General features: G+C 68.6%; 24 protein-coding genes and 1 tRNA gene. 6 read left to right on the plus strand and 19 right to left on the minus strand.

All coding sequences use genetic code 11. The annotated features are described in order from the left end of the window. Positions 1-24 precede the first annotated feature (24 nt). Genes ACAM58_RS14825 through ACAM58_RS14845 form a run of 5 tightly spaced genes read right to left on the minus strand, consistent with a single transcriptional unit; the run spans position 25 to position 5490 of the window. Positions 25-729: a (5-formylfuran-3-yl)methyl phosphate synthase gene (locus ACAM58_RS14825; RefSeq protein ID WP_012748172.1), complete on the minus strand. Its 705-nt coding sequence runs from the start codon at positions 727-729 to the stop codon at positions 25-27. Then, a complete protein-coding gene (locus tag ACAM58_RS14830; protein WP_012748173.1) occupies positions 726-1307 on the minus strand; it encodes a DUF447 domain-containing protein in 582 nt (193 codons plus the stop codon). The genes ACAM58_RS14825 and ACAM58_RS14830 overlap by 4 nt, the downstream gene beginning before the upstream one ends. After that, positions 1304-2791: a DUF6513 domain-containing protein gene (locus tag ACAM58_RS14835; RefSeq protein ID WP_012748174.1), complete on the minus strand. Its 1488-nt coding sequence runs from the start codon at positions 2789-2791 to the stop codon at positions 1304-1306. Before ACAM58_RS14835 ends, ACAM58_RS14830 begins: the two co-directional genes overlap by 4 nt. Further along, positions 2770-3423 (minus strand): flavoprotein, encoded by a 654-nt coding sequence (locus ACAM58_RS14840; protein ID WP_012748175.1) that lies wholly within the window; start codon positions 3421-3423, stop codon positions 2770-2772. The genes ACAM58_RS14835 and ACAM58_RS14840 overlap by 22 nt, the downstream gene beginning before the upstream one ends. A gap of 18 nt (positions 3424-3441) precedes the next feature. Continuing rightward, on the minus strand, positions 3442-5490 hold the full coding sequence (locus tag ACAM58_RS14845) for a sigma-54-dependent Fis family transcriptional regulator (protein WP_012748176.1): 2049 nt from the start codon (positions 5488-5490) through the stop codon (positions 3442-3444). 309 nt (positions 5491-5799) lie between these two features. Here ACAM58_RS14845 and ACAM58_RS14850 point away from each other — a divergent pair, with 309 nt between their 5' ends. Next, the gene (locus tag ACAM58_RS14850; protein ID WP_012748177.1) at positions 5800-6231 is read left to right on the plus strand and encodes a dihydroneopterin aldolase; all 432 of its coding nucleotides are present in this window, start codon (positions 5800-5802) and stop codon (positions 6229-6231) included. Positions 6232-6295: 64 nt separating this feature from the next. On the opposite strand, the gene fae is transcribed toward ACAM58_RS14850, so the two are convergent. From fae to cysS, 13 genes are all read right to left on the minus strand, one after another. After that, complete coding sequence (gene fae, locus ACAM58_RS14855; protein ID WP_012748178.1) at positions 6296-6808, minus strand: formaldehyde-activating enzyme; 513 nt, start codon at positions 6806-6808, stop codon at positions 6296-6298. A gap of 83 nt (positions 6809-6891) precedes the next feature. After that, a complete protein-coding gene (locus ACAM58_RS14860; RefSeq protein WP_012748179.1) occupies positions 6892-7839 on the minus strand; it encodes a triphosphoribosyl-dephospho-CoA synthase in 948 nt (315 codons plus the stop codon). Continuing rightward, positions 7839-8792 (minus strand): RimK family alpha-L-glutamate ligase, encoded by a 954-nt coding sequence (locus ACAM58_RS14865; RefSeq protein WP_369663068.1) that lies wholly within the window; start codon positions 8790-8792, stop codon positions 7839-7841. Before ACAM58_RS14865 ends, ACAM58_RS14860 begins: the two co-directional genes overlap by 1 nt. Before the next feature lie 2 nt (positions 8793-8794). After that, on the minus strand, positions 8795-9802 hold the full coding sequence (gene mch / locus ACAM58_RS14870; protein ID WP_012748181.1) for a methenyltetrahydromethanopterin cyclohydrolase: 1008 nt from the start codon (positions 9800-9802) through the stop codon (positions 8795-8797). Further along, positions 9799-10941: an ATP-grasp domain-containing protein gene (locus tag ACAM58_RS14875; RefSeq protein ID WP_012748182.1), complete on the minus strand. Its 1143-nt coding sequence runs from the start codon at positions 10939-10941 to the stop codon at positions 9799-9801. Before ACAM58_RS14875 ends, mch begins: the two co-directional genes overlap by 4 nt. 14 nt (positions 10942-10955) lie before the next feature. Then, positions 10956-11873, minus strand: a complete 918-nt coding sequence (locus ACAM58_RS14880) for an NAD(P)-dependent methylenetetrahydromethanopterin dehydrogenase (protein WP_012748183.1) — start codon at positions 11871-11873, stop codon at positions 10956-10958. Between the two features lie 59 nt (positions 11874-11932). Next, positions 11933-12979, minus strand: a complete 1047-nt coding sequence (locus ACAM58_RS14885; protein WP_012748184.1) for a beta-ribofuranosylaminobenzene 5'-phosphate synthase family protein — start codon at positions 12977-12979, stop codon at positions 11933-11935. A 229-nt stretch (positions 12980-13208) separates the two neighbouring features. Then, positions 13209-13301 (minus strand) — tRNA-Ser (locus ACAM58_RS14890). Positions 13302-13327: 26 nt separating this feature from the next. Then, positions 13328-14596 (minus strand): aspartate kinase, encoded by a 1269-nt coding sequence (locus tag ACAM58_RS14895; protein WP_012748185.1) that lies wholly within the window; start codon positions 14594-14596, stop codon positions 13328-13330. A gap of 70 nt (positions 14597-14666) precedes the next feature. Further along, positions 14667-15644: a tRNA lysidine(34) synthetase TilS gene (tilS, locus tag ACAM58_RS14900; protein WP_369663069.1), complete on the minus strand. Its 978-nt coding sequence runs from the start codon at positions 15642-15644 to the stop codon at positions 14667-14669. Positions 15645-15668: 24 nt separating this feature from the next. Beyond that, a complete protein-coding gene (locus ACAM58_RS14905; RefSeq protein ID WP_012748187.1) occupies positions 15669-16649 on the minus strand; it encodes an acetyl-CoA carboxylase carboxyltransferase subunit alpha in 981 nt (326 codons plus the stop codon). A 16-nt stretch (positions 16650-16665) separates the two neighbouring features. Further along, positions 16666-17319 (minus strand): DNA-3-methyladenine glycosylase, encoded by a 654-nt coding sequence (locus ACAM58_RS14910; protein WP_012748188.1) that lies wholly within the window; start codon positions 17317-17319, stop codon positions 16666-16668. Positions 17320-17336: 17 nt separating this feature from the next. After that, the gene (gene cysS, locus ACAM58_RS14915; protein WP_012748189.1) at positions 17337-18716 is read right to left on the minus strand and encodes a cysteine--tRNA ligase; all 1380 of its coding nucleotides are present in this window, start codon (positions 18714-18716) and stop codon (positions 17337-17339) included. A gap of 192 nt (positions 18717-18908) precedes the next feature. Here cysS and ACAM58_RS14920 point away from each other — a divergent pair, with 192 nt between their 5' ends. From ACAM58_RS14920 to ACAM58_RS14940, 5 genes are all read left to right on the plus strand, one after another. Beyond that, the gene (locus ACAM58_RS14920; protein WP_012748190.1) at positions 18909-19499 is read left to right on the plus strand and encodes a tetratricopeptide repeat protein; all 591 of its coding nucleotides are present in this window, start codon (positions 18909-18911) and stop codon (positions 19497-19499) included. Between the two features lie 84 nt (positions 19500-19583). Further along, on the plus strand, positions 19584-20183 hold the full coding sequence (locus ACAM58_RS14925) for a peptidylprolyl isomerase (RefSeq protein WP_012748191.1): 600 nt from the start codon (positions 19584-19586) through the stop codon (positions 20181-20183). Between the two features lie 30 nt (positions 20184-20213). Further along, positions 20214-20726, plus strand: a complete 513-nt coding sequence (locus ACAM58_RS14930) for a peptidylprolyl isomerase (protein ID WP_012748192.1) — start codon at positions 20214-20216, stop codon at positions 20724-20726. 37 nt (positions 20727-20763) lie between these two features. Beyond that, complete coding sequence (locus ACAM58_RS14935) at positions 20764-21534, plus strand: UDP-2,3-diacylglucosamine diphosphatase (protein ID WP_012748193.1); 771 nt, start codon at positions 20764-20766, stop codon at positions 21532-21534. A gap of 7 nt (positions 21535-21541) precedes the next feature. Continuing rightward, positions 21542-22333: a M90 family metallopeptidase gene (locus ACAM58_RS14940; protein ID WP_012748194.1), complete on the plus strand. Its 792-nt coding sequence runs from the start codon at positions 21542-21544 to the stop codon at positions 22331-22333. Positions 22334-22405: 72 nt separating this feature from the next. On the opposite strand, the gene ACAM58_RS14945 is transcribed toward ACAM58_RS14940, so the two are convergent. After that, a complete protein-coding gene (locus ACAM58_RS14945; RefSeq protein WP_041945697.1) occupies positions 22406-25270 on the minus strand; it encodes a DUF349 domain-containing protein in 2865 nt (954 codons plus the stop codon). Positions 25271-25275 lie beyond the last annotated feature (5 nt).

Below are 25275 nucleotides of genomic sequence, written 5' to 3' on the forward strand. Positions count from 1 at the left end.
CTTGCGCCGGCTCACAAAAAAAGTTCAGACCGCTACAGGCTCCACCGCCTCGCCGTGCAGCAGCGCGGCCAGTGCCGCAAGCCGCTCCGGGCTGAGCGCCGCCTTGCGGTCGCCCACGCAGACGGCGCTGCGAAATCCCGCGAAGTCCGGCGCCAGCGACTGCAGCAGCGGAACATGTGCCGTGCGCAGCGCGCCCGCCACGCCGGCCATTTGCCCCGCGGCGCGCACCTGGGCCAGGAAGGCACGCAGATCGGCCATCGGCACGGCATCGAACAGGCTGCCGGCCTCTTTGTCGGCGGTATCGACCATGAGTCCGGGAAAGCCGAGCGTGCAGGCATGCGCGGTCAGCGCGGCATCGAGCCCGTGGTCGCCGATGAAGACCGGCACCACCGGCCAGTGGCAGGCCGCCAGCGCATCGAGCACCGCCAGGGCCTTGGGCCCACGCTCGATGCCGACCTTCACATAGTCGACGCCGCAGGCACCCACCGCGTCCACCTGCGCGAGGATCGCGTCCAGCGCATGCATCGGCAGGTCGCCGATCGTCGCGCTCACGGGCAGGCCGATGCCGTGCCCGCGCAGCGCACTCACGATGGCGCCGATGGTTGCCACCGGCAGGCCGCCCAGTGCGCCTTCGTTGGGTTCCTTCAGGTCGATGAAGTCGGCGCCGCCGCGGGCCGCGAGCAGGGCTTCGTCCACGCTGCGCACACTGACCAGCATGCGCATCGTCATGATGTGCGCTCCCGGTCGGCGGCGCGGTGCTGCGCGACCGCGGCGCGCAGCCACTCCCAGGCCTCGCGTTCCTCGGGGCCGGCGGTCTTGTCGATCGCGATCTGCAGGTAGGTCATTTCGGTTTCCACTTTCTCGGGGGGGAGCATGTGCAGGCGGCTCACCAGCACGGCCCCTTCGATCACCGCGGCCTGCGCGCGGTTGAAGCCGGCAAACGGCGCATGCGTGGCCTCGTGCACGGCCACCATGCGCAATACCGGCCGCTGCACGTCGTCGCGCTGCTCGGCCAGTTCGAGCTCGACGTGGCGCAGCGCAGCGGCCAGCCGCACGCCTTCGATGCGCTCGGCCGGCAGCGTGGGCCACAGCTTGCGGCCCGTGACGCAGCCCGCGAACACGCGCGTGTCGCAGACGATGTTGAGCACCGCATGGCCGGTGGCCACGATGTTGTCGTGCGTGGTCGAGGGCTTGAACGGCATCAGCAGGATGCCGCCCTCCTGGTAGCGGATGCCCATCGGAGCCACGTGCGGCTTGCCGCCGGGGGCCACGGTGGTCACCACGGCTTCGAAGATCTGGTCGTTCATGAGGGGGATGGCGCGGTGGTGGTGCTGGTGCTCGTGGCATCGCTCTCGGCCGCGCTGTTCTTCTTACTCGATGTCTTCATGGTGGTTCCCGGCGCGCACCAGCGCGCGAGGTCCTCGGTGGCCCGCGGCGTGGCGCAGCCCCAGTCGAGCGGCTGGTCCTGCACGTAGCGCTTGCCGAGCTGCCACGCGATCTCGGCGCGTGCCAGTTCGACGCCCATGTAGAACGCATGGTCGGCGTCGTCCTGCAGCTGGAGCTGCGGCCAGAGTTCGAAGGCGCCCTGCGCGAGCCGCATGCCGTCGCGGTTGTACACGTGCAGGCCGAGCGGCGAGATCTGCACGCGGAAGTTGGGGTCGCGCACCTGCGAGGCGATCTCGCCGATTTCTTCGGGCGTGTCGGGGAACGGATGCTTGGCGTGCACCGTCATCAGCGCATCGCTCATGCCCTTGGGCAAGGTGGCGTTGCGCGCCGCGGCATGCATGATGCGGCGCGCCCAGTCGGCCTCGCTCACCGCGCGGCGCGCATGCTGGCTCACCTGGGTGGTCAGCACCGCCGCCACATTCAGCTCGGCGGCAATGCCGAACAGCACCGCGTTGATGCCGCTGGTGTCGGCCTCGGTGAGCTCGGTGAGGTTGCCCACGCCCAGCATGATCGGTGCATCGGGAAAGCGCTCGCGCAGCCGGTGGTAGCGCACGATGGACGCGGTCAGGCCGAAGGGTATGGGATCGAGGATCGAATCAGCCAGAAAGGCGCGGCCGCGCCGCTGCATCTGCTCGACGGCTTCGTACAGCGACGCTTCATCGGACGGAACGCGCGGTATCAGCACCGGCGTGGCCGCGACCTCGTCGGCGATCCACAGGGTGTCGAGCGTGAGGCTCAGCAGGTAGTCGGCGCCGGCCTTTCCGCCGAGCAGCAGCTCCTGTGTGTCGCTCGAATCGACGCTGACCTGGAAGCCCGCCGCCTTCAGCGCCTGCACGCTCTCGGCCAGGTGGTCGAAGCGCGTTTCGGGCAGGCAGCCCAGGTCGATCACGTTGGCACCGTCGGCCGCGAGTTGCTGCGCGCGCTCGATGATCTGCACCACCGACAGCCGCGGCGCGTCGACGATCTCGGCAAAGATGGCGACCTCGTAGTCGTCCAGGTCGACGGCGCGTGCGCTGCGGTTGAAGTGGCGCGGCAGGTCTTTGAGTTCCTGCGGGCCGCGCTCCACCGGAACGCCGAAGTGAAGGCTCAGCGCCTCGACGTCGCCGCGGCAGCGGCCCGGCACCATGATGCGGTCGGCGCGGCGCGGTGCGGCGCCCTCGCCTTCGCCCTCGCTGAACACCGGGGCCGCCACACGGCGGCGGATCATGTCGGCCGTCATCAGCGCCGCCACCTGCAGTCCGATCTCGCGCACTTCCCATGTGAACGGTGCCGCCTCGATCCCGGCCAGCACCCGCGTGAGGCTGGCTTGGGCGAGGCGCCCGGTCAGGAAGACGATGTGTTCCATGCGAGAGAAAGTTCCTTCAGGCGCGTGTCGAGCGCGGTCTCCAATTGGGCCGGTGAACAGACCACCTGGCAAAAGTCGATGCCGCGCAGCCGCTCCACGTTGTCCAGTTCGATGCGCCGCGGGCGCAGCGTGACCCAGTCATGCGGCGACTTGGTCACCACCACCGGTTCCGTATCGCATGCAAACACGATGCCAGGAATGCCGAGCTTGCCGGCCTGCGCAAACATGTTCGTCGGCAGCGAGTCGCTGATGCCGAATGCGCACTTGGCCACCGTATTGCTGGTGGCCGGCGCCACCACCACCGTGTGATAGACATCGTCGTAGAGCATGCCCACCGGCACGCCGCTGGCCGTCTTGTCGCGGAACACGCGAAAACGCGGCCTGAGCGCCTCGATCTGCAGCTTGTAGATCGGCAGCACCTCTTCAGCTGCGGCCGAGAGGAACAGGTCGACCGAAGGCAGCCGCGCCGCAATCGCGAGCGATTCCTCGAGGAAATGGCCCGAACCCGTGACGCACCAGGCCAGCCGCGAGCGCGGCGGCGATGCCGGCAGCGGCGCTTCGCCGTCTTCGGCCGCCAGCGCGGCGCCGCGTGGATCGATCTTGCCCGTGCCCGCCGGCTCCCCGTTCGTCATGTCTGCGAGCCCTCAGGCTCAATCGGGTGGAGAGATCTCGATGTGAAGCTTGTGGAGTTTTCGGTACAGGGTGTTGCGGCTGACATCGAGCGCCTTGGCGACGTTGCTCACGTTCCAGCGATGCTGCTCGAGCATCTGCAGCAGCACTTGCCGCTCGTTGGCCTGGATCGGGTTGAGTTGCTTGATGGCGGGTGCCGCATCGGACGGCGCCGCTTCCGCGGCGGCATCGGACGGTTCGGACACTGCCGCACGGGCCAGCGCGGGCAATGGCGAAGGTGCCGTGCGCACGGCCAGCGAAGGCAGGTGCTCCCGCGTGATGGTCTTGCCGTCGGCCAGCGCGGCGGCGCTGCGCAGCACGTGGCGCAGCTGCCGCAGGTTGCCGGGCCATGAATAGGCCATGAGCAGGCGCTCGGCCTCTTCGCCGAGCCGGCTGTCGCTGCCGCCTTCGTCCTTGAGCACGTCGTGGATCAGATCGCGCTTGTCGCTGCGGTCGCGCAGCGCGGGCAGGTCGAGTTCGATGCCGGCCAGGCGGTAGTAGAGGTCTTCGCGGAAGCGGCCTTCGCGCACCAGGCTCGGCAGGTGCTGGTGGCTCGCGCTCACGAGCTGGAAGTCCACCGGATGGGTGTCCTCGGTGCCCAGCGGCGTGACCTGGCGCTCGTCGAGCACGCGCAGCAGCCGGGCCTGCAGCTCCAGCGGCATGTCGGCGATCTCGTCGAGGAACAAGGTGCCGCCATCGGCCTGCAGGATCTTGCCGCGCCGCCCGCTGCGCTGTGCACCGGTGAAGGCGCCGGCCTTGTAGCCGAAGAGTTCGGATTCGATCAGCGTCTCGGGCAGGCTCGCGCAATTGACCGCGACGAAGGCGCCCTCGGCATGCGGGCTGCTCTCGTGGATGGCGCGTGCGAACACTTCCTTGCCCGAACCGGTTTCGCCGCACAGCAGCACCGGGGTCCGGCGCGCGACCACGCGCCGCGCGGTGTCCAGGTGTGCGACGAGCCGCGCGTCCTTGAAGGTGCGAACGCTCGGCGCACGCGCAGCTGCGGGCCGCAGTGGCGCACGGAAGGTTTCGGCGCCCGTCTCCGCCACCATCGGAGCCGTGACTGCCGCGCCGGCCACGCGTGCACGCGCCGGCGTGGCGGCATCGGAGGCCGGCCGCCGCGCCACCGCGAAGAAGCGCAGCGCCGCATTGGCCCGGTAGGCCACCACCGGATGGAATGAAGAAGAAAGACTGCGCTGGACGATGTCCTCGAGCGAGGTCTGGAACAGATCGTCGATGCGCTGCGTGCGGATCTCGTCCATCGACTGCAGGCCGAGCTGGAACAAGGCGCTGCGGTTGGCCGCAAGAATGCGCCCGTCGTCGCCGACCGCGAGCTTGCCTTCATGCAGCGTGTAGACGAATTCGGGCCGGCTGTGGAAGTGCAGCGGATGCGCATTCGAGAAGCGCTTGTCGATGAGCCGGTTCTCGATCATGCGCGCCGTCATGCCCAGCAGCACCAGCACGTGCTGCTGCATGAGGCTGGATCGGCTGGTCACGTCGAGCACCGCGATGATCTCGCCGGACGGATCGAACACCGGCACCGCCGAGCACGTGAGCTGCGTGAAGTGGCTGAAGAAATGCTCTTCGCGCCGCACGGAGATCGGATGCGCCGCGGCCAGGCAGGTGCCCATGCCATTGGTGCCGGCCTCGGCCTCGCCCCACATGCCACCGGCGCGCAGGCCCATGGGCTCCGCTTCGGCGGCGAACTCGGGCGAGGACACCATGTGCACGATCACGCCGTCGGTATCGGTCAGCACCACGGCGGATTCGGCATCCGCGAGCTGCTGGTAGAGCGTGGTCATCTCGTAGCGCGCGCACTCGATGACGTCGGCATGCTGGTTGCGCCGGCTCTGCAGCGCCGACGATGCAATGACCACCGGTTCGCGCGGGCGGCCCGGATCGAGCTGGTACTGGTTCAGGCAGCGGCTCCACGAGCGCGTGACCAGATCATTGCCCTCTTCATGAAAGCCCCGCCTCACCACGTCGAGCACACGGTCAGCGTGTCGATCGCCTTGTCTCAGCGTCAATGTCATTGGAGTTCTCCGGCGCGTTCCATCGTGTCTCCTTGTTCGGCCCATTGTTGTGCCTGCCGGCTTGCCGCGCACCCGGTGAAACACCAAGCACTGGCAATGCCGGAGCGGGTCCGGTCTCTGGCCTGCATTTTGCGTTGACGAGTCTCGCTGGGGTGGGCTTGCATGCCGCCAGACACACTTTCAAACATATTCGATCACTGGAGACACCACTTGAACACCAGCCCGCGTCCTTCCGTCGCCCGCCTTTCTTCTTCGAATGCCTCGCCTGCCTCAAATGCATCGCCCGACGCGGCCGAGGCAGCCGCGCCCATGGACCTGATCTTCGTCGAGGGCTTCAGCGGCCAGACGGTGATCGGCATCCACGACTCCGAGCTGCATCATCCGCAGCCCCTCTTGATCGACGTGCACGCCGGTGTGCCGCGCGCACGCGCCTGCGACACCGACCGGATCGGCGACACCATCGACTACGGCATGGTGCGCGAGCGGCTGGTGCGGCTCATGGCCGAGCACCGGCTGCAACTGCTCGAAGCCTTTGCAGAGGCCATTGCCGACATCCTCATCGACGAATTCGGTGCCAGCTGGGTCCGCGTGAAGGTCGTGAAGCCGCGCAAGTTCGACGACGTGCAGGCCGTGGGCGTGCAGATCGAGCGCCACGCGCCCACGCATCGCGCTTCGAAACTGGGGCACGGCGCGACCGTGCTGAACTTTCTTGCGAGCGGCATGGTGCCTGCCAAGCACTGAACCTCCGAAGATAAAAAAGCCGACGCGGTCCACGCGTCGGCTTTTGTTCTTGCGGCTCAGAGGCTCAAAGATGGGCTGCGAACGGGTGTGCCGTCGTGCCCTTCTTGTCGACCACTTCCGCGGCGGTCGGCGAGCCGGCCACGGCGCGCTGGATGGCCTCGCGGGTGGCCTGGTAGTTGTAGTCCTGGATCTTCTTGTCGTCATCGGCAAGCCAGTGGATGAACACGCCGACGCAGATGAACAGGTTGTCCGCCTCCGCCATGGGGATGGTGCCATCCTCGACGCTGTCGGCCACCGCCAGCGCCACGGCGCGCTGCGCCGGCCCGAACATCTGCACCGCCTGCTTGGCGCCCTTGATGGTCACTTTGTTGAACATCACGGTGGCCGGCTTGGTCAGCAGGTTGGGAGCCACGACTGCGAGCAGCGAAGTGAAGCCGTCCTTGTTGTTCGTCAACGCGTTCGCGAAGGCGGTCTCGGCAGCGCTGCCGCGCGGTCCGATGATCAGGTCGATATGGGCTACTTCGTTGCCGTCGCCAACGAGCGATTCGCCCACCATCAGTCGATCGATTTTTGCCATGGTTTCGAGTCTCCTCTCAGAGGTCCAAGGTGTTTAGGGTCAATACGACACCGGTCAGGAAGACCAGCGCAAAGCCATGGGTATCACGATCCGTGCCATCCATCGGCCGCCTCGCGCGCGGGCGCCGCGCACGAGCGGATCCAGCCCGAAAGCAGCAGCGCCGCCACGGTGAAATCGGCGCTGGTCCCGGGGTTGACGCCTGCGGCCTTGAGGGAAAGGTCCCAGGCCGCGAAGCCGGGGTTGGCGTCGAGCGCCACGCCCGCGCCGGCGCGCTCCTGCCAGGCCTGCGCCGCCGTCATGACAGTCTGTGCCACGCGCTCGCCGTGTTTTCGAACAATGTGTGAATCAGGAAAGGCGCTCAGACAGGCCAGGTAGAGCCGTTGGACGAAAGCCACAGTGGCGGTATCGGGCGGTGCACCGGCATCGGCCGGCGCCTCGCCCCAGCCCGCCGGTTGCACCGGTTGCTGGAACGCCAGCGCGAACAGGTCCGCGAACCCGTCGCGGTACTGGCGCGCGATGAGGTCGCGGTCCGCGGCAAGGGCCATGGCGGCACGCAGGTCGACGCTGGGCGCATCGCGCACGTCCTCGGCCGGCGCGGTGCCCAGGCCACCGGGATGCGCCTGCGCAATCGCGCGATAGGCGGCGCGCGCATCGTCGATGTCGAGCGTGGCCAGCACCGACGCCACGGCCGCGCGCAAGGCCGCGGGGGTTGCGGCCTGCGGGTGCTGCTCCACCGCGAGCGCGATGGGCCCGCACAGCAGCAGGATGCCGAGGTTGGTGTTGCACCCCGCCACCGCCCAGGTGGCCGCCACGGCCGCCTCGATGCGCGCGCCGACGCGCAAGCCGGGCTCGAACAGCGCACCGGCCGCAGCCTCGGCGCTGGCGATGAACATCGAGGCCTGCATGCCGTGGCCTGGCGAAGCCTGGCTCACGTTGCCTGGCTTGCGCACGGCCACGTCGAGCCAGCAGGCGCGCAGGAAGCAGGCCCGTGCACGCTCGATGGCCGCCTGCCGCGCGTTCGTCGTCATCATCAGGCGCGGCGCTCCGGCGGCGGCAGGTTCTGCTGCACGAGGCGGCGCGCCTGCGCGAGCTTGCGGTCGAGCAGGTCGTCGACGATGGCGCGCGCAATGTTGAAGCCCGTCACGCGCTGCAGCCCCTGCCAGGCGGCCACGCCATTGACCTCGAGCACCTGGATCTTCGGCCCGCTGGCCGCCGCGATGAGGTCCACGCCCGCGTAGTCCATGTCCAGCGCCTGCGCCGCGCCTTCGGCCAGTTGCGCGAGCGCGGGCTCCAGCACGGCCGGCTCGCAGCGCGCGCCCTGGGCCACGTTGTGGATCCAGTGCATGCTGACGCGCCGCATCGCGGTGACGGCGCGTCCGCCCACCACCATCACGCGCCAGTCGAAGCCCGGCGAACCCATGGGCGGCACGAAGCGCTGCAGATAGGCCAGGCCCGCGTAGCGCGCATCGATGTCGGGCATCGGATGATGGACGCCGTCGACCTCTCCCACCAGTTGCAGGTTCTTGCCCTGCGAACCGAACAAGGGCTTGAGCACCAGTGCATGGCCCGCGGCCATTTCGCGCATCGCGATGCGCCGCGCCTGCGCCGCCGATTCGGTGGCCCAGGTGGCAGGCGCGGGAATGCGCGCGGCATGCAGCAGCAGGCTGGTCATCGACTTGTCGACCGTGCGCTCGATGGCGCGCGCGTCGTTGTAGACCGGCACGCCCAGTTCGCGCAAGGCATGCAGCACGCCCAGGCGCTTGGTGACCTGCTCGAAGCTTCCGCCGGCAATGCCGCGCACCAGCACTGCATCGGGCAGCTCGCGGCCATAGCCGGGAATGACCAGGCCATGCCATGCGGCAGTGGTGTCGATGTTGCAGTCGGCCAGGTCGACGCAGCGCCCCACCGCGCCGCGTGCGCGCAGCGCGGCCTGCAGCTGGCGCGTGTGCCAGCCGATCTCGTCCGTCATGATGACGATGCGCACGGTCAGGCCTCCTGCAGCCACAGGCGCTGCAGCAGCGCCATGTCGGTCGCGCCGCCGTGCCAGGTGTTGCCGCTGTCGATGTTGCTGACCCACACCTCGGCCGGTGCGAACAAGGCGCCGTCGATCTTGTAGAAGTCGTATTCGACCTCCTTGAAGATCTCGGCGAACGAGCGTCCGTGGTCGCGCGAATTGCGCGAGGGCAGCGCGCGCGCCAGCTCCCGTGCCGCGGCGTCGTCGCCGCGGACCGTCAGGTGCACGCGGCCGCCGTACAGGATGGCATCGTTGGTGCGGCCCATGGCCTCGACGCCATCGGCGCTCGGCGACGGCAGCGGCGCGGTGCCGGCGCCCTCGACGATGTTGCCCAGCGCAAAGCCCAGCTCGTGCGCCTTGTGCAATGCCACCTCGAGCACGCGCGCCACCACCTGCGTGGTGCCTGCCAGGCTGGTGGTGGGCGTGAGGATCAGGGTCAGCGCTTCGGCAGCCAGGCCGCAATCGCGCAGCAGCTTGTCGATCACGATCTTCGGCGGCGCGCGATCGACTTCCAGCACCAGCACGCCGCAGGGTGCATGGTCGCGGTAGCCCAGTTCGGCAAAGAGTTTTTCCTTGACCGCCAGCGCGCGCGCCGGCCCCGAGCCGAGCGAAAAGAACTTCTTGCCGCCGGTCTCTTCCTTGGTGGCCGAGAGGCTCCAGCCGGCGTACTGGCTGCCAAGGCAGGCCAGCACCGGCTGCGAGCTGCGCACGTCGAGCCACGTGGGCCAGCCCTCGGCGGCGGCGCCGCTGCGCAGGTTCACATGCCCCAGCCCGCCCATGCAGATCTCGCCGATCTGCAGGCCGGCCGCCACGCTGCCGCGTGCCTCGATGCCGGCATCGACGATGCGTGCGCCGCTGTCGTCGCGGCGCAGCTGCAGCCCGAGCGCATCGGAATCGGCCAGCAGGCGCTCGACCAGCGGCCGGGCCAGCAGGTTGACGCTCAGGCCCGATGCGGCTGCGGGCGGGGATGTGTTGCTCATGCCTTGGTCTCCAGTGATTGCAGCAGCCGCTCGCGGCCTTCGTTCAGTCGGGTGCGCACCTGCTGCGCGCTGCTTCCGCTCGCGGTCAGGGTGCACACGGGGTCGTCGATGTCGAAGCGCTGGCCGGCCTCGGGCAGGTCGCGGATGCCGGGCCATGCAGCCAGGCGCTGCGCCGCAGCCGCGCCGAGCTGCAGCGGCTGCCGCGCGAACACGATCTCGATGCCTTCGACTTCGTGCGCATGCGATGGCACCGGCGGCGGCAGCTCGCCATGCAGGCAGGCACGCAGATGCGCCTGCATCACGCCCGGCGAACCGGCGGGCGCCTTGTAGAGGCTCATGCTGGCCGGCGGCCTCGGATTGACCTCCAGCACGCCGATGGCGTCGCCGTCGCGCATGAAGTCGAGGCTGCACAGGCCGCGCAGTTCGAACTCCACGGCCAGAGCGCGCGCAATGGCCGTCACGCGGCGCGCGATGTCCTCTGCCACGGGCACCGGCCCGACGGCACCGCAGAACACGAAGGGCCGCGTGCCGAAGCGGCGCACGGTCTGCTCGTTGAAGCCGAGCACATGCACATCGCGGCCATTGGCGATGAAAGTGGCCGACATCGGCAGCCCGGCCATTTCGCGCTGGAAGTAGTGGTGCGAAGACGGCGGCTCGTCGATCGACCACGGCGCATGGCGCACATGCCAGCCGCCGCAGCCGTGCGCGTCTTTCATGAGCCATCCCGCGGGGTCCTCGGGCGGCTGCAGCAGCACTTGCGGAAATGGGATGACCTGCGCAGCAAGAAAGCCGAAGAAGGCCGCCGGATCGCGCAGGCGGCGCACGGCCGCGGGCGCGGTGCCGATCAGCGGCAGCACGGCCGCGCCCTCTTCGAGCAGATCGGGCTCGCCCTCGAAGCCGCTGCCTGCAATCCAGCCCTGCACCGGTTCGCTGTCCTTTGCGAGCGTGCGCAACGCAGCCACCACGCTGGCCGCATCGATCTGCAAACTGCCGGGTGCGCCAATCGGCAGCCAGCGCGAAGCCGCGCGGCGCGTGTCGACATCGCCGAACAGATCGAGCGCAATCACCTTGAAGCCCTCGCTGGCCGCCGCCTCGGCCATGGCACGCGCGGAGATGGCGGCAACGGCGATCGTCTGCATGGTGCCCGCGGGCTTCAAGCCGTCTTTCCGGCCTGCTCGACCAAGAACGCGCGGGCCACCGCAAAGGCTTCGGGAAAGCTCAGCACCTGCGCTTTTTCGGCCTCGCACATCTGCACCAGCAGACGATGCTGTGTCTGGTACTTGACGTTGCCCACCGCCAGCGCGCCGATGGCCACGGCCTGCGTGCCGGCCAATGGCTTGGCATCGTCCATCACGCCGACGCCGGCAATGCCTTCGGGCGGCACGGCGTTCACGTCGGCCGCCACCTTGAGCCGCGTCGCGGCACCAAGCGCCTCGCGGGAGACCACCTGCACGCCGGCGGCCGCGCAGGCCAGCAGCACGTCGGCATCGGCGATGGAGCGGCGCACGGCGTCGGGGTCGCCGCCCGAGAGGCCGTGCAGCTTCACGCCGAAGCGCTGCCCGGTTTCGTCGGCCGCTTCCTGCGCCGCGTCGATGCCGTTGCGGCTGGACAGGTACACCTCGGCACCGGCCCCTGCCGCGATCACGCCCGCCACGCGGCCCACCGGCCCCGTGCCGCCGAGGATCACCACGCGCTGGCCTTCCAGGCTCTGCCCATGATGGCGCTTGAGCGCGGCCTCGACGCAGGCCACCATGGCCGCGGCCGTGGTGTAGGCGCCGCTCGGGTCGGCCATTGCCGAGACGACGAAGGGCTTGACCATCGAGGTTCGCGCGCGCTCGAGCATGTCGGCCGCCAGCTGCGCATCGCGCCCGCCGATGAAGATGCCGGTGCGCGCCACGCCCTTGGGCCCGCGCGAGAAGATGGTGTCCTGCGTCAGCCCGGTGATGCGGTCCAGGCCCACTTCGCAGTACGGCACGATGATCTGGTAGCCGGCGTCCGCTGCCATGTTGATGTCGAACGGGCTCATCTGTTGGCCGGGGGTGAACATGTGGAGGATGCGGGGACGTTCCATGAGGGCCTGCGTTGGTTGATGTTGATGTGTGGAAGGTTGAGGGCGGGTGCTCTGCGGATTCAGCGGTTGCGCGATTCGGCGGCACGGCCGCGCACCACCGCCCCGCGGTTGCGGCCCGAGACGATGCGCAGCTCCAGCCGCGGATCGAGCTGCCCGGAGGCACGCGCCGCATCGACCAGCATCTCGGCCCGCACGTGCGAAGGCACGATCGCAAAACTCGTGGGGCCCCACGAGCTCTGGCCGATGGCCGCGTCATGCCCGCGGCTCGCATCCGCGAACCAGTGCATCAGCCGCCCGACCGCAGCGCTCGTGTAGATGCCGCCCTGCGCCGGCGCGAAGTGCTCGCCGAGCAGCTGCTGCATGCGGTTGATGCCCGCGGCAAACGGCGCGAACTCCGCGCGCGCGGCGCCGGGCAGCACCCGCATCAGCACCTGGTGGCAGATCTCGGCCGCGGCCGTTTGCGGCAGGGGCGGCAAGGCCGCAATAGCTTTCTTCTCCGCGCCGCCCGACAGGCCCTTGTGCGTGGGGTCCTGGACCACGATGACGCGCCATTCCTCCGGAAACTCGATGCGCGACAGCAGCGGTGCGGGCAGCCCGTCGGCGCCCGGGCCGCCATCGAGCAGCAGGCCGCCGCTGTCGAAACCCGCAATGCCGATCCCCGAGCGCAGGCCGCGCCCGAGCCAGTGCGCCAGCGTGCCTGTGTCCAGATCGAGCCCATGCCATTCGGCAAAGGCCCGCCCGATCGCCGACGCCAGCTGCGTGCCCGAACCGAAGCCCGCATGCGGCGGCAGTGCATGGCGCAGCCGCAGCGACAGCGGCGCGTGGCGGCCGCTGCGCTGCTTCAACACCGCCAGATAGTCCGCCGCGCGGGCCAGCTCCGCCCCGCCGGCCGGCGTGTCGGCCGACAGCTGGTCCGATGACGCGGACGCCGACAGTTCGAGATCGGTGGTGAAGCCGTCGATCACCAGCCCCAGGCTGCCGAACGCGCGTCCCAGCGAACCCGAGGGGTCCAGAAAACCGAGGTGCAGGCGCCCGGGCGCGCTCACGCTCACGGTGCGAACGCCCTGGTCGAGCCTGGAAGCAATGGCGAGATCGGCGGAGATCATGGGCGGCGGTGTGCGATGAGGCGAGGTCATGGACTCGCTTGTCATAGCAAGGGCCGTTCCGTCCATGCGCCCAGAGGGGGCACCGGGGCCAGGGCGCGTTCAGGAGGCCGGCGATGTCCCAGGAGCGGGACAATGTGTCACGGCGTGCGGGGGCCGCTGCAGGGGGCGGCTGCTGCGGTTGCAGCGCCAAATGAAAAACGCCCCGTGAGGGGCGTTTTTGTTTGCTATCTGGCGGAACCGGAGGGATTCGAACCCTCGATGAGGCTCTACACCCCATACTCCCTTAGCAGGGGAGCACCTTCGGCCACTCGGTCACAGTTCCTGAAAGAAGCCGAGATTATGCCACCATCAGGCGGCCGGTTGGTCCAGGTCGAAGGCTTTGTGCAGCGCGCGCACGGCCAATTCCATGTATTTTTCGTCGATCACGACCGAGGTCTTGATCTCGCTGGTGGAAATCATCTGGATGTTGATGCCCTCTTCGCTCAGCACGCGGAACATCTTGCTGGCAACACCCACGTGGCTGCGCATGCCGATGCCCACGATGCTGACCTTGCAGATCTTGGTGTCGCCCACGATCTCGGTCGCGCCGAGCGAGGGCATGACCTTCGACTGCAGCAGGTCGACCGTCTTCGCATATTCGTTGCGGTGCACCGTGAAGCTGAAGTCGGTCCGGCCGTCCTTGCTGAGGTTCTGGATGATCACGTCGACTTCGATGTTGGCGTCTGCCACGGCACCGAGGATGTGATACGCGATGCCCGGCTTGTCGGGCACGCCGAGCACCGAGATCTTGGCTTCGTCGCGGTTGAAAGCGATGCCGGATACGACGGCTTGTTCCATGTTTTCGTCTTCCTCGAAAGTGATCAGCGTGCCGGACTTGGCCTCTTCATTGATGTCGATGTCCCACGGCGTGAAGCTCGAAAGCACACGCAGCGGCACCTTGTACTTGCCGGCGAATTCCACCGAGCGGATCTGCAGCACCTTGGAGCCCAGGCTCGCCATCTCGAGCATCTCTTCGAAGCTCACGGTCGAGAGGCGGCGCGCATCGGGCTCCACGCGCGGATCGGTGGTGTAGACGCCGTCGACGTCGGTGTAGATCAGGCACTCGTGCGCCTTCATCGCGGCCGCAATGGCCACGGCCGAGGTGTCGCTGCCGCCGCGGCCCAGCGTGGTGATGTTGCCGCTGTCGTCCACGCCCTGGAAGCCGGTGATGACCACCACCTTGCCGGCGTCCAGGTCGGCGCGCACGCGCTCGTCGTCGATGCTCTCGATGCGCGCCTTGGTGTAGGAGTTGTCGGTGCGCACCGACACCTGCCAGCCCGCGTAGCTCACGGCTTGCATGCCCTCGGCCTGCAGCGCAATGGCCAGCAGCGCGGACGACGCCTGTTCGCCGGTCGAGGCGAGCATGTCGAGCTCGCGCCCGTGGGCGTCGCTCGGTTTGCTCGGCGCCAGTTCCTTGGCCAGGCCGAGCAGGCGATTGGTCTCGCCGCTCATGGCACTCGGGACCACGATCATCTGGTGGCCGGCGCGCGCCCACTTGGCGACGCGCTTGGCGACATTCTTGATGCGCTCGGTCGAGCCCATCGACGTACCGCCGTATTTGTGAACGATCAATGCCATGGATGAATTCAGAGAAATGGGAAGGGCCGCCGCTGCACCTCCGAGTGCCAGCGCGGCGCCCTGCAAGCCGTCAGCGCGAAGCCTTGGGCGAGGGCCCGGAATTGTACCAATGCAGCAGGTCGCCCCTGCGCTGGGCGAATCCATTGGCCACCTTGAGGTGGATCCGGTGGCCGCGGGTGGTGCAGGCCCGGACCTGGTCCAGCAGCTGGTCGAGCTGCGCCGCGCTGGGCGCGCAGCCGTGCGCCTGCATCAGCCAGTGCCGCAGCACATTGGCCTGCCGCGCGCGTGAAAGCGCCTGCAGCGCGGCGATGCGGGGCGGGTTGCCCACCACGACCAGGTCCTGCGCCGCGAGTTCGCCCAGCAGTTCCTGCGCCTGCGCGGCATGGCCGATGCTGCGCGCGAAGGTGGCGCGGAACTGCGGGAAGGTCCGTGCGAGCGCGGGCAGCAGCACGGCCCGGATCCGGTTGCGGGTGTAGCGCTCGTCCTCGTTGGTCGGGTCCTCGATCCACGGCAGGTCGACGCTTTTGAGCCACGCGCGGATGTCGGCTCCGGGCACGGCCAGCAGCGGGCGGTAGATGTCCAGCCCGTTGCGCCGCGCATGCGCGGGCATGGCCGCGAGGCCCGGCAGGCCGGCGCCCCGGGAGAGGGCCAGCAGAAGGGTTTCGACCTGGTCGTCCGCATGGTGCCCGAGGACTATCGATTCGATAGCGCCAAGCGCCGTATCCATGCGCGCCATGGCTGCAAAAGCGTCGTAGCGGGCGCGGCGCGCCGCATCTTCGGGGCTGTCGCCCTGCGCATGGCGCGCGTCCACGCGGTGCACCGCGAGCGGCACGCCGAGGCGTTCGCACACGGCCGCGCAATGGCGCTCGAAATCATCGGCCGCGGCCTGCAGGCCGTGGTGCACATGAAAGGCAAGCACCTGCCCGGGCCAGGCCGAGGCGCAAGCGGCAAGCAGCGCCGTGGAATCCGCGCCGCCGCTGAAGCCCACCGCCAGCGGCAGATGCGCCGGCTCGAACGCGGCCATGGCGCGTTCGAAGGCTTCGTTCATGGAAGGAGCAGCGCGCTGGCTTGTTTACCTGCCGGTGTCGGCCTTGGTGTCGTTGAAGCGCCCGTAGCTCTGCAGGCGTTCGTAGCGGCGCTCGAGCAGTTCCTTCGGCTTCAGGTCGCTGACCTGGCGGAAGGCGTCGTTGAGCGCGCGCTTGAGGAAAGCGGCCATCTGGCGGTGGTCGCGGTGCGCGCCGCCGACCGGTTCGTTCACGATCTTGTCGACCAGGCCCAGCGCCTTCAGGCGGTGCGCCGTGATGCCGAGGGCATCGGCCGCTTCCTGCGCCTTGTCGCTGGTCTTCCAGAGAATGGAGGCGCAGCCTTCGGGGCTGATGACCGAGTAGATCGAATACTGCAGCATCACGAGCTGGTCGCCCACCGAAATGGCCAGCGCGCCGCCGGAGCCGCCTTCGCCAATGATGGTGACGATGATCGGCACCTCGAGCTGCGCCATCTCGTAGATGTTGCGGCCGATGGCTTCGGACTGGCCGCGCTCCTCGGCGTCGATGCCCGGATAGGCACCGGGCGTATCGACGAAGGTGAAGACCGGGAGCTTGAACTTCTCGGCCGTCTTCATGAGGCGCAGCGCCTTGCGGTAGCCCTCGGGCTTGCTCATGCCGAAGTTGCGCGCGGTGCGCTCCTTGGTGTCGCGCCCCTTCTGGTGGCCGAGCACCATGCAGGGCGTGCCGTTGAAGCGCGCCAGGCCGCCCACAATGGAGAGGTCGTCCGAAAAGTGCCGGTCGCCGTGCAGTTCGACGAAGTCGGTGAAGATCTCGTTGACGTAGTCGAGCGTGTAGGGCCGCTCCGGATGCCGCGCGATCTTGGTGATCTGCCAGGGCGTCAGGTCGCTGTAGATGTCCTTGGTGAGCTGCTGGCTCTTCTTGCCGAGCTGGTCGATTTCCTCCGAGATGTCGACCGCCGATTCGGTCTGTACATAGCGCAGTTCTTCGATCTTTGTTTCGAGTTCAGCAATGGGCTGCTCGAAGTCGAGGAAGGTTCGTTTCGCCAACGTCTTCTCCTGTTGTTCAGTATGCGACCGGTACCGGGTCGAGCGATCGCCAAATATACCAAGTCGCCACGCTGCAATACGGGGCCCAGGCCACGGCAACGTCGCGGGCATCGCTGCGGCTCACGGGATCGCCCGAAAAATAGTTGACGCTGATGCCGTTGAGCAGGCCCAGGTCGTCGACCGGCAGCACGTTGGGGCGCATCAGGTGGAAGATGAGGAACATCTCGGCCGTCCAGCGGCCGATGCCGCGGATGGCCACGAGCTCGTCGATGATGAGTTCGTCGGCCATGTCCTTCCAGGCATCGACGTGCACCGCGCCCGAATCGAAGTGAATGGCCAGGTCCACCAGGTACTCGATCTTGCGCGCCGACAGCCCCGCCGCGCGCATGTCGTCGACCTTGAGCTTGAGCACGTTGGCCGGCGTGAGCTTGCGCGGCAGCACCACGAACTTGTCCCACACGGTCTGCGCGGCCTTCACCGAAATCTGCTGGCCCACGATGCTGCGTGCGAGCGTGGTGAATGCGTCGCCGCGCGACTCGAGGCAGGCATCGCCGAACTTCGGGATCAGCCGCTTCATCACGCGGTCCTTCCTGGACAGGTGCTTGCAGGCCTCTTCCCAATAGTCCGGCGTGAAGATCTGGACCGCCGGGTTTTTCGAGGAAGCAGGCATGGGATTCGTGGTTCCGTTCACTGCGCTGCGGCCCAGGTTGTGCCGGTGGGCGAATCCTTGAGCACGATGCCCTGCGCCAGGAGGTCGTTGCGGATGCGGTCGGCCTCGGCGAAGTTCTTTGCGGCCTTGGCGGCCGCGCGCGCATCGATCTGCGCCTGGATGGTCGCCTCGTCCAGCGTGGTGCCCGCGCGCAGGAAGCGCTTCGGGTCGTCCTGCAGGATGTTCAGGCATCCGCCGAGCGCCTTCAGCAGCCCGGCCTGCGCGGGCGACTGCGTGCGGTTCACTTCGCCCGCCAGGTCGAACAGCACGGCCACGGCCTCGGGCGTTGCAAAGTCCTCGTCCATTGCGGCCTTGAAGCGCGCCGCATACGGATCGTTCCAGTCGATGGCCGCCAACGCCTGCGGCGCGACCAGGTCGAGCGACGTGTAGAGCCGCTTGAGCGAGGCGCGGGCGTCGTCGAGATGCACGTCGCTGTAGTTGAGCGGGCGGCGGTAGTGCGCCCGCACGACGAAGAAGCGGATGGTCTCGGCGTCGTACTTCTTGAGCACGTCGCGGATCAGGAAGAAGTTGCCCAGGCTCTTGGACATCTTCTCGTTGTCGGTCACGATGAAGCCGTTGTGCATCCAGTAGTTGGCCAGCGGCTTGCCGGTTGCGCCTTCGCTCTGCGCAATTTCGTTCTCGTGATGCGGGAACTGCAGGTCTTCGCCGCCGCCATGGATGTCGAGCGTTTCACCCAGCAGCTCGCAAGCCATGGCCGAGCACTCGATGTGCCAGCCGGGGCGGCCCGGGCCGAACTCGCTGGCCCACTTCACTTCTTCGGGTTCGCTCGGCTTGGCGCTCTTCCAGAGCACCGGGTCGAGCGGATCGTCCTTGCCGTCGAGCACCGCCACGCGCTCGCCCGCGTGCAGCTCGTCGATGGACTTGCCGCTGAGCTTGCCGTAGCCCGGAAACTTGCGCACCGCGTAGTTCACGTCGCCGTTCTCCGCGCGGTAGGCCAGGCCCTTCTTCTCGAGCGTGCCGATCATCGACAGCATCTGCGGGATGTAGTCGGTGGCGCGGGGTTCGTGGGTGGGCCGCTCGATGCCGAGCGCATCGGCATCTTCGTGCAGCGCATCGATCATGCGGTCGGTGAGCGAACGGATGGTTTCGCCGTTCTCGACCGCGCGGCGAATGATCTTGTCGTCGATATCGGTGATGTTGCGCACGTAGGTCACGGCCAGGCCGCTGGCCTTGAGCCAGCGCTGCACCAGGTCGAAGGCGATCATCGAGCGCGCATGGCCCAGATGGCAGAGGTCATAGACCGTCATGCCGCACACGTACATGCGCACCCGGCCCGGTTGCAATGGGGAGAACTCCTCCAGTTCACGCGAAAGCGTGTTGTAGATGCGCAGACTCATGAGGCTCGGAAAGCGTCGCTTCGCGCTCGTGCGGTACGGGCGAACGACGGTGTATTTCAGGGGTGACGGGACAGTGGCCACGAGGGGTTGGACATGGCCCCTCGGCTACAATGCACCGCAGTATAAACGGCTGCTGCCGTGTCCATTCCGGGTGTTTTCGAAGCCCGCATTTCCCACTCCTGCCGAGGCTTCATGAAGCACGTCGCGTTCTCCAAACTCTCCATCGCCTTCGCACTGCTGTTCAGCCTGTGGGGTTCCGCGGCCTACGCCAACGACTACGACGACGTGAACACCCTGCTGCGCCAGGGCAAGTCGAACGAGGCGCTCGCCAAGGCCGACGCCTACATCGCCGGCAAGCCGCGCGATCCGCAGATGCGCTTCCTGCGCGGCGTGATCCTCACCGAGCAGAAGAAGCAGAACGAGGCCATTGCCGCGTTCACGCAGATGACGCAGGATTTCCCCGAACTGCCCGAGCCCTACAACAACCTGGCCGCGCTCTATGCAGCGCAGAGCAAGTTCGACCAGGCGCGCGCCGCGCTGGAGCAGGCGCTCAGGCTCAACCCCAACTACGCCACCGCGCACGAGAACCTCGGCGACGTGTACGCCCGCCTGGCGGCCCAGGAATATGTGCGAGCGCAGCAATTCGCCAGCACCAACGCCAGCGTGGCGCCCAAGCTCTCGCTGATCCGCCAGATCTTCACGCCCAAGGCCGAGGCCGATGCCGCGGCCCTGCCGGCGGCACCGCCTGAAGCCCGCAAGCCGGTCGGCCGCGCCAGCAAGTAAAACGACAACCGCCGGCAGCATCCTGGCCACGGCCGCTTGCATTGCCCGGCCCGCGCCCCACATCATTCGCACACGGAGCCATCCTTGACGATCCAAGCCCCTTCCCTGTCCACCCGCTTCAGCCGCCGCGGCGCGCTCGTGCTGGCCGCCTCGCTCGCACTTGCCGGCGCCGTCCATGCACAGCAGCCCGGCCCGCGCGTGAAGCTCGCCACCTCGGCCGGCGACATCCTGGTCGAGCTCGACCAGGCCAAGGCACCCCAGACGGTCGAGAACTTCCTGCAGTACGTCAAGGACAAGCACTACGACGGCACCGTGTTCCACCGCGTGATCGACGGCTTCATGATCCAGGGCGGCGGCTTCACGGCCGACATGCAGCAAAAACCCACGCGCGCGCCCATTCCGCTCGAAGCCAGCAACGGCCTGAAGAACGACCGCTACACCATCGCAATGGCGCGCACGGGCAATCCGAATTCGGCCACCTCGCAGTTCTTCATCAACGTGAAGAACAACGATTCGCTCAACGCGCCCAACCCCGACGGCTACGGCTACACGGTGTTCGGCCGCGTCGTGGCCGGCACCGAGGTGGTCGACAAGATCCGTGCCGGGCAAACCGGTAACAAGGGCGGCATGCAGAACGTGCCGCTCGAGCCCATCATCATCAAGTCCGCCACACTGGCGAAATAATTTCCGAACATCCGAAGGAAGGACTCCCTCATGAGCAACCCCAAAGTCGAACTCCACATCAAGAACTACGGCGTGATCACGCTCGAACTCGACAGCGCCAAGGCGCCGAAGTCGGCCGAGAACTTCGTCAACTATGTGAAGAACGGTCACTACGACAACACGGTGTTCCACCGCGTGATCCCGGGCTTCATGGTGCAAGGCGGCGGCTTCGAGCCCGGCATGAAGCAAAAGCCCACCGGCGCCGAGATCGAGAACGAAGCCAACAACGGCCTCAAGAACGACAACTACACCGTCGCCATGGCGCGCACCAGCGCACCGCACTCGGCCACCGCCCAGTTCTTCATCAACGTGGCCGACAACGGCTTCCTGAACCACACCGCGCCCTCGGCCCAAGGCTGGGGCTACGCGGTGTTCGGCAAGGTCACCGGCGGCACCGACGTGGTGGACAAGATCAAGGCCGTGAAGACGGGCCGCAAGGGCTTCCACGACGACGTGCCGCTCGAGGACGTGGTCATCGAGAAGGCCGTCCTCGTCGCGGAATAACGCGCGGACCGGCGAACGAACGCGGCGCGGCACGGGCATGGCGGAACCTCCGGTTTTCAAGGAACTGCTCGCCCCGCCCGCGTGGCGCACCGTCGACCTGATCTCCGACCTGCACCTGCAGGCCGACGAGCCCGCCACCTTCGAGGCCTGGCGCGGCTATCTGGAGACCACGCCGGCCGATGCGCTCGTCATCCTGGGCGACCTGTTCGAGGTGTGGGTGGGCGACGACGCCGCCGCCCTGCCCGGCTTCGAGGCCGAATGCGCCGAGCTGCTGCGCCGCACGGCCGAGCGGCTGCCGGTGTACTTCATGCACGGCAACCGCGACTTCCTCGTGGGCCCGGCGCTCGCTGCCCAGTGCGGCTTCACGCTGCTGGACGACCCCACGGTGCTGGTGCTGCATGGCGAACGCTGGCTGCTGAGCCATGGCGACATCCTTTGCCTGGACGACACCGACTACCTCCAGTTCCGCGCCCAGGTGCGCACGCCCGAATGGCAGGCCGCCTTCCTGGCCAGGCCGCTGGCCGAGCGCCGTGCGCTCGCGCGCTCCATGCGCGCGCAAAGCGAAGACCGCAAGCGCAATCCCTCGGCCGTCTGGGCCGACGTGGACGGCGGCGCCGCGCGCCAGTGGCTGCAGCAGGCGCGCGCGCACACGCTGGTGCACGGCCACACGCACCGCCCGGCCGATCACGACCTGGGCGACGGCCTCAGGCGCCTGGTGCTCAGCGACTGGGATGCCGCAGCCCATCCGCCGCGCGCGCAGCTGCTGTGCCTGTCCCCCGCCGGCGCACAGCGCGTCGATCTGCGCTAGCGCGGGTATGTTCAAGTGGCTGCGCCGGCTGCGCGCCCTTCCCTCCATTCCTGAAGACGCCTGGCAGGCCACGCTCGAGCGCTATGCCTTTCTTGGCGCATTGCCCGCCGCCGCCCAGCAGCGGCTGCGCACCCTGGCGGCCGAATTTCTGCGCGACAAGGAGTTCCACGGCACCCAGGGCTTCGTCATCACCGACGAGGTCGCACTGGCCATCGCCGCACAGGCGGTGCTGCCGATCCTCAACCTGAAGGGCGGGCTGGACTGGTACGACGATTTCGTCGGTATCGTGGTGCATCCGTCGGAGGTCGTCGCGCGGCGCAAGATCGTCGACGAGGCGCAGGTGGTGCACGAATACGACGAAGTGGTGGCCGGCGAGGCCATGGACCGCGGGCCGGTGATGCTGAGCTGGCAGGACGTGCTCGCGAGCGGCATCACGACCGGCGGCGGCTACAACGTCGTGATCCACGAATTCGCCCACAAGATCGACATGCGCGCAGGCGACGCCGACGGCTGCCCGCCGCTGCCGCCCGGCTTTGCGGGCAAGCGCAGCGCACGCGAGGCCCGCGCCGCCTGGCTCGCGGTGCTGCAGCCGGCGTACGAGGACTTCCGCGAGAAAACCATCCTGGCCGAGCGCTTCGGCGCGGAGCCGCCATGGCTCGACGACTACGGGGCGGTGTCGATCAGCGAATTCTTCGCGGTGGCCTGCGAGGCCTACTTCGTGAACCGCACGGCCTTTGCGCGGGATTTTCCGTCGGTGCTCGCGCTCTTCGACGAATTCTTCGGACGCGGCCAGGCCTGATCGCCGCGCGCGGCCGGGCAAAAGAAAAGCGCCCGCGGGCGCTTTTCTTCTTTGGCAGGACGACGATCCCGCCTACTTGCGCAGCAGCGCCTTCAGTGCATTCTGCAAACGGCGCGCGCTCGCAGGGTCATGGGCCGCCGCCAGCACCTTGCCGGCGTCCTGGCCCCAGGTCTGGGCCGGCGCCGGATCGCCGCGCTTGGTCAGCAGCTTGAGTTGTAATGCACGGCGTGCGTCGAGCTGCTCGGCCGGCGTCGGCACTTCGGCGGCCATTTCGAGGCGCAGCAGCGCTTCGGCAGCTTCATCGGGCGCGGCCTTGGGCGCCGTGCCGATGGCCTGGGACCAGCCGCTGCGCACCGCGGGCGTCACCGCGCGTCCGAGTTCCTGCACGCTGGGCAGCCGCGAGGCATCGCGCTGTTCCCATGCGCCGAGCACCTGCGTGAGCGCTTCGCCGTGGGCCTGCGCCGCAAGCTTGCGCAGCGCGAGGTCGGCGCGCTCGAGCGCTTCGCGCTGGGCGCGGAAAGCGGCGTCGCCGAGCCGCGGACCACGGTCCTCGAAGCGCGGCGGACGGTCGCCGAAGCGTCCGGCCGGCGCACCGCGGTCGCCGCCACGGCCATCGGGACGCGCCGCGCCGCGATCGCCGGGACGGCCAGGGCCGCCCGGCCCCGGACGGGCACCGTCGCGCCGATCGCCGAAGCGGCCGCCTGCACGGCCTGCGGGCACGGCCTCGGCCTTCTTGTTGCCGGGACGGTCGTCGCCGCGCACCGCGACCACGGGCTTGGGCGCGGGCTTCGGCGGTGCGGGCGGTGCCTTGGCTTCTTCGGCCGCGGCAGCTTCGCCGGCGTCATGTGCCGCCACGTCGGAGCGCGCCGATGCGTCGGCACCGTCGGCCGGCGCGACGAGGTCCGGGCTGGCCGCGGCATGGGCCGGAGCGTGCGTGCCCGGCTGGGCTTCCGCGTCGCTCGAGCCCGGCGCCTGCTCGGCGCTCTCGCCGAACTCGGCCGCGGCCTGTCCGGGCGCAACCACTTCGGTGGCGCCCACGGCGGGGCCGTCGCTCGAGGGCTCAGGCTTTGCGGCAGGTGCCGGCGGAGGCGCCTCGCCGCGCAGCGCGGCTTCGAGCCGCGCGATGGCGGCGCGGATCTTCTGCACGTCGCCGCCGGCATTGGCCGCGTCCAGTGCCTTGGAGGCCTCGAGCACATGGCGGTCGTGCTCGCTCATTGCAGAGGAGACCTTTTCGCGCTCGGCGGTCTTGCGGTTGAAGGCTTCGTCGATGGGTGCGCGGAACGCGTCCCACAGCTTTTGCTCATGGCGGCGGTCGAGCGGCACGCTCTGGGCCTCGGCCTGCCAGCGCTGCTGCAGCGCCTTGACGGCATCGATGCGCAGCATGGGCTGGGCGCCGAGCTCGGCGGCTTCCGCGATCATGGCCTGGCGCCGTTCGATGCTGGCCTTTTGCGCCGCCTCGAAAGGAGCGCGCGCGGCGCCGAAGGCTTCGTTCCACTGCGGCTGCAGTTCGGCGAAGAGCTTCTCGCCCACGTGGCCGGCATCGCGCCAGCGGTCGGCAAACTGATGCAGCGCGCGGTTGTGCGCCTTCAGGTCGGTGGGATTGGCGTGCTCGGCCGCCCAGGCCCGCACTTCTTCGATCAGCGCCACGCGGTGCGCGCGGTGCTCGGCCGCATCGGCGCGCACCTTCTCGAGCCAGGCCTCGACCACCTTGTGGGCTTCGTTGCAGGCCTCGTCGAAGCGCTTCCACAGCGCATGGTTCGGCACGCCGCCCTGGTCGGCCTGCTTCCACTGGTCGCGCAGCGAGCGCAGCGTTTCCTGCATCTTGCGGCCGCCAAGGGCCTGGCCTTCGGGGCGCTTGAGCAGGCCTTCGGCCTTGGCGACGAGGTCTTCGCGCACCTTGTCGGCGCTCCAGCGCTGCCAGCCTTCGAGCTCGCCGGCTGCGACCAGCGCCGCATGCACGCGCGCCTCGAGCGGTGCCTCGACCAGCTTGCCGTGTTCCTTCAGCACCGCGCGCAGTGCGGCGGCCGCGCCGGCGCTGGCCTTGCCGTGGCCTTCGGCGGTTTCCTGTTCGAGCTTGGCCAGGGCCGCCTGCACGGCGTCCTGCGCCGCTGCACGCACGGCCGGGTCGACCTTGGGCGCCGCGGGCTTGGCGGGCGCCGCCTTGGGTGCGACGACTTCGCCGCGCGCGGCGCGCAGTTCATCGGCCCACACCGGCACCGGCGGCAAGGGGGCGGCAGCGTCGGCGGCCGCGGCCTGCGCCTGGGCCAATGCCGCATGGAACGCATCGGAGACGACCAGCAACTGCGCCTTCGACGCTTCGAGCTGCGGGGCAAACCTGGCATCCAGGCTGTTCCAGTTGGCATCGGCCGTGATGTCGGCGGCCTGCTGCTGCCAGTGGGCCACATCGGCGCGCAGCGATTCCTCGGCGGCCTGGGCGTCCTGCCAGCCCTTGGTCGACAGCACCTCGAAGCGCTGGGCCAGCAGCACGGCGGCCTCGCGGTGCACCTGGGCGCGGTGCTGCAGGTCTTCGATGCCCTTGACGCGTTCGGCCAACTGCACCTTGAACCCCGCGAGCGGTTCGCGCGAGAGGGGCGCGCCGGCCTTGGCGGCGTCGCGCTGCCAGGCGAGCGCATCGGCGATGTTGAGCTTGGGCTGGGCCAGCAGCGCCTCGGCCTTTTGTGCCCATTCGGCGGCAATGGTCTCCTGGCTCTTGGCGCGCTTGAGTTCGTCGAGCTTTTCGCGCAGCAGGCGCGCGGCGCCCTTGTCGCGGCCGCTCAGCTCCTTGAAGACTTCCTGCATCTGCTCGGGCGCGGGGTTGCCTGCGAGCCAGTCGCGGATGCGCGCGGCGCGCTCGCCCGAAGTTGGCGCGGTGAAGGCGCCGCCGGTGAGCGTGTCGAGGGCCTGGAGGTCGTGTGGCTTGGAAGAAGTAGAGGTCACTTGCG

This window comes from Variovorax sp. V116, assembly GCF_041154435.1.
Classification (GTDB): Bacteria; Pseudomonadota; Gammaproteobacteria; order Burkholderiales; family Burkholderiaceae_C; genus Variovorax; species Variovorax paradoxus.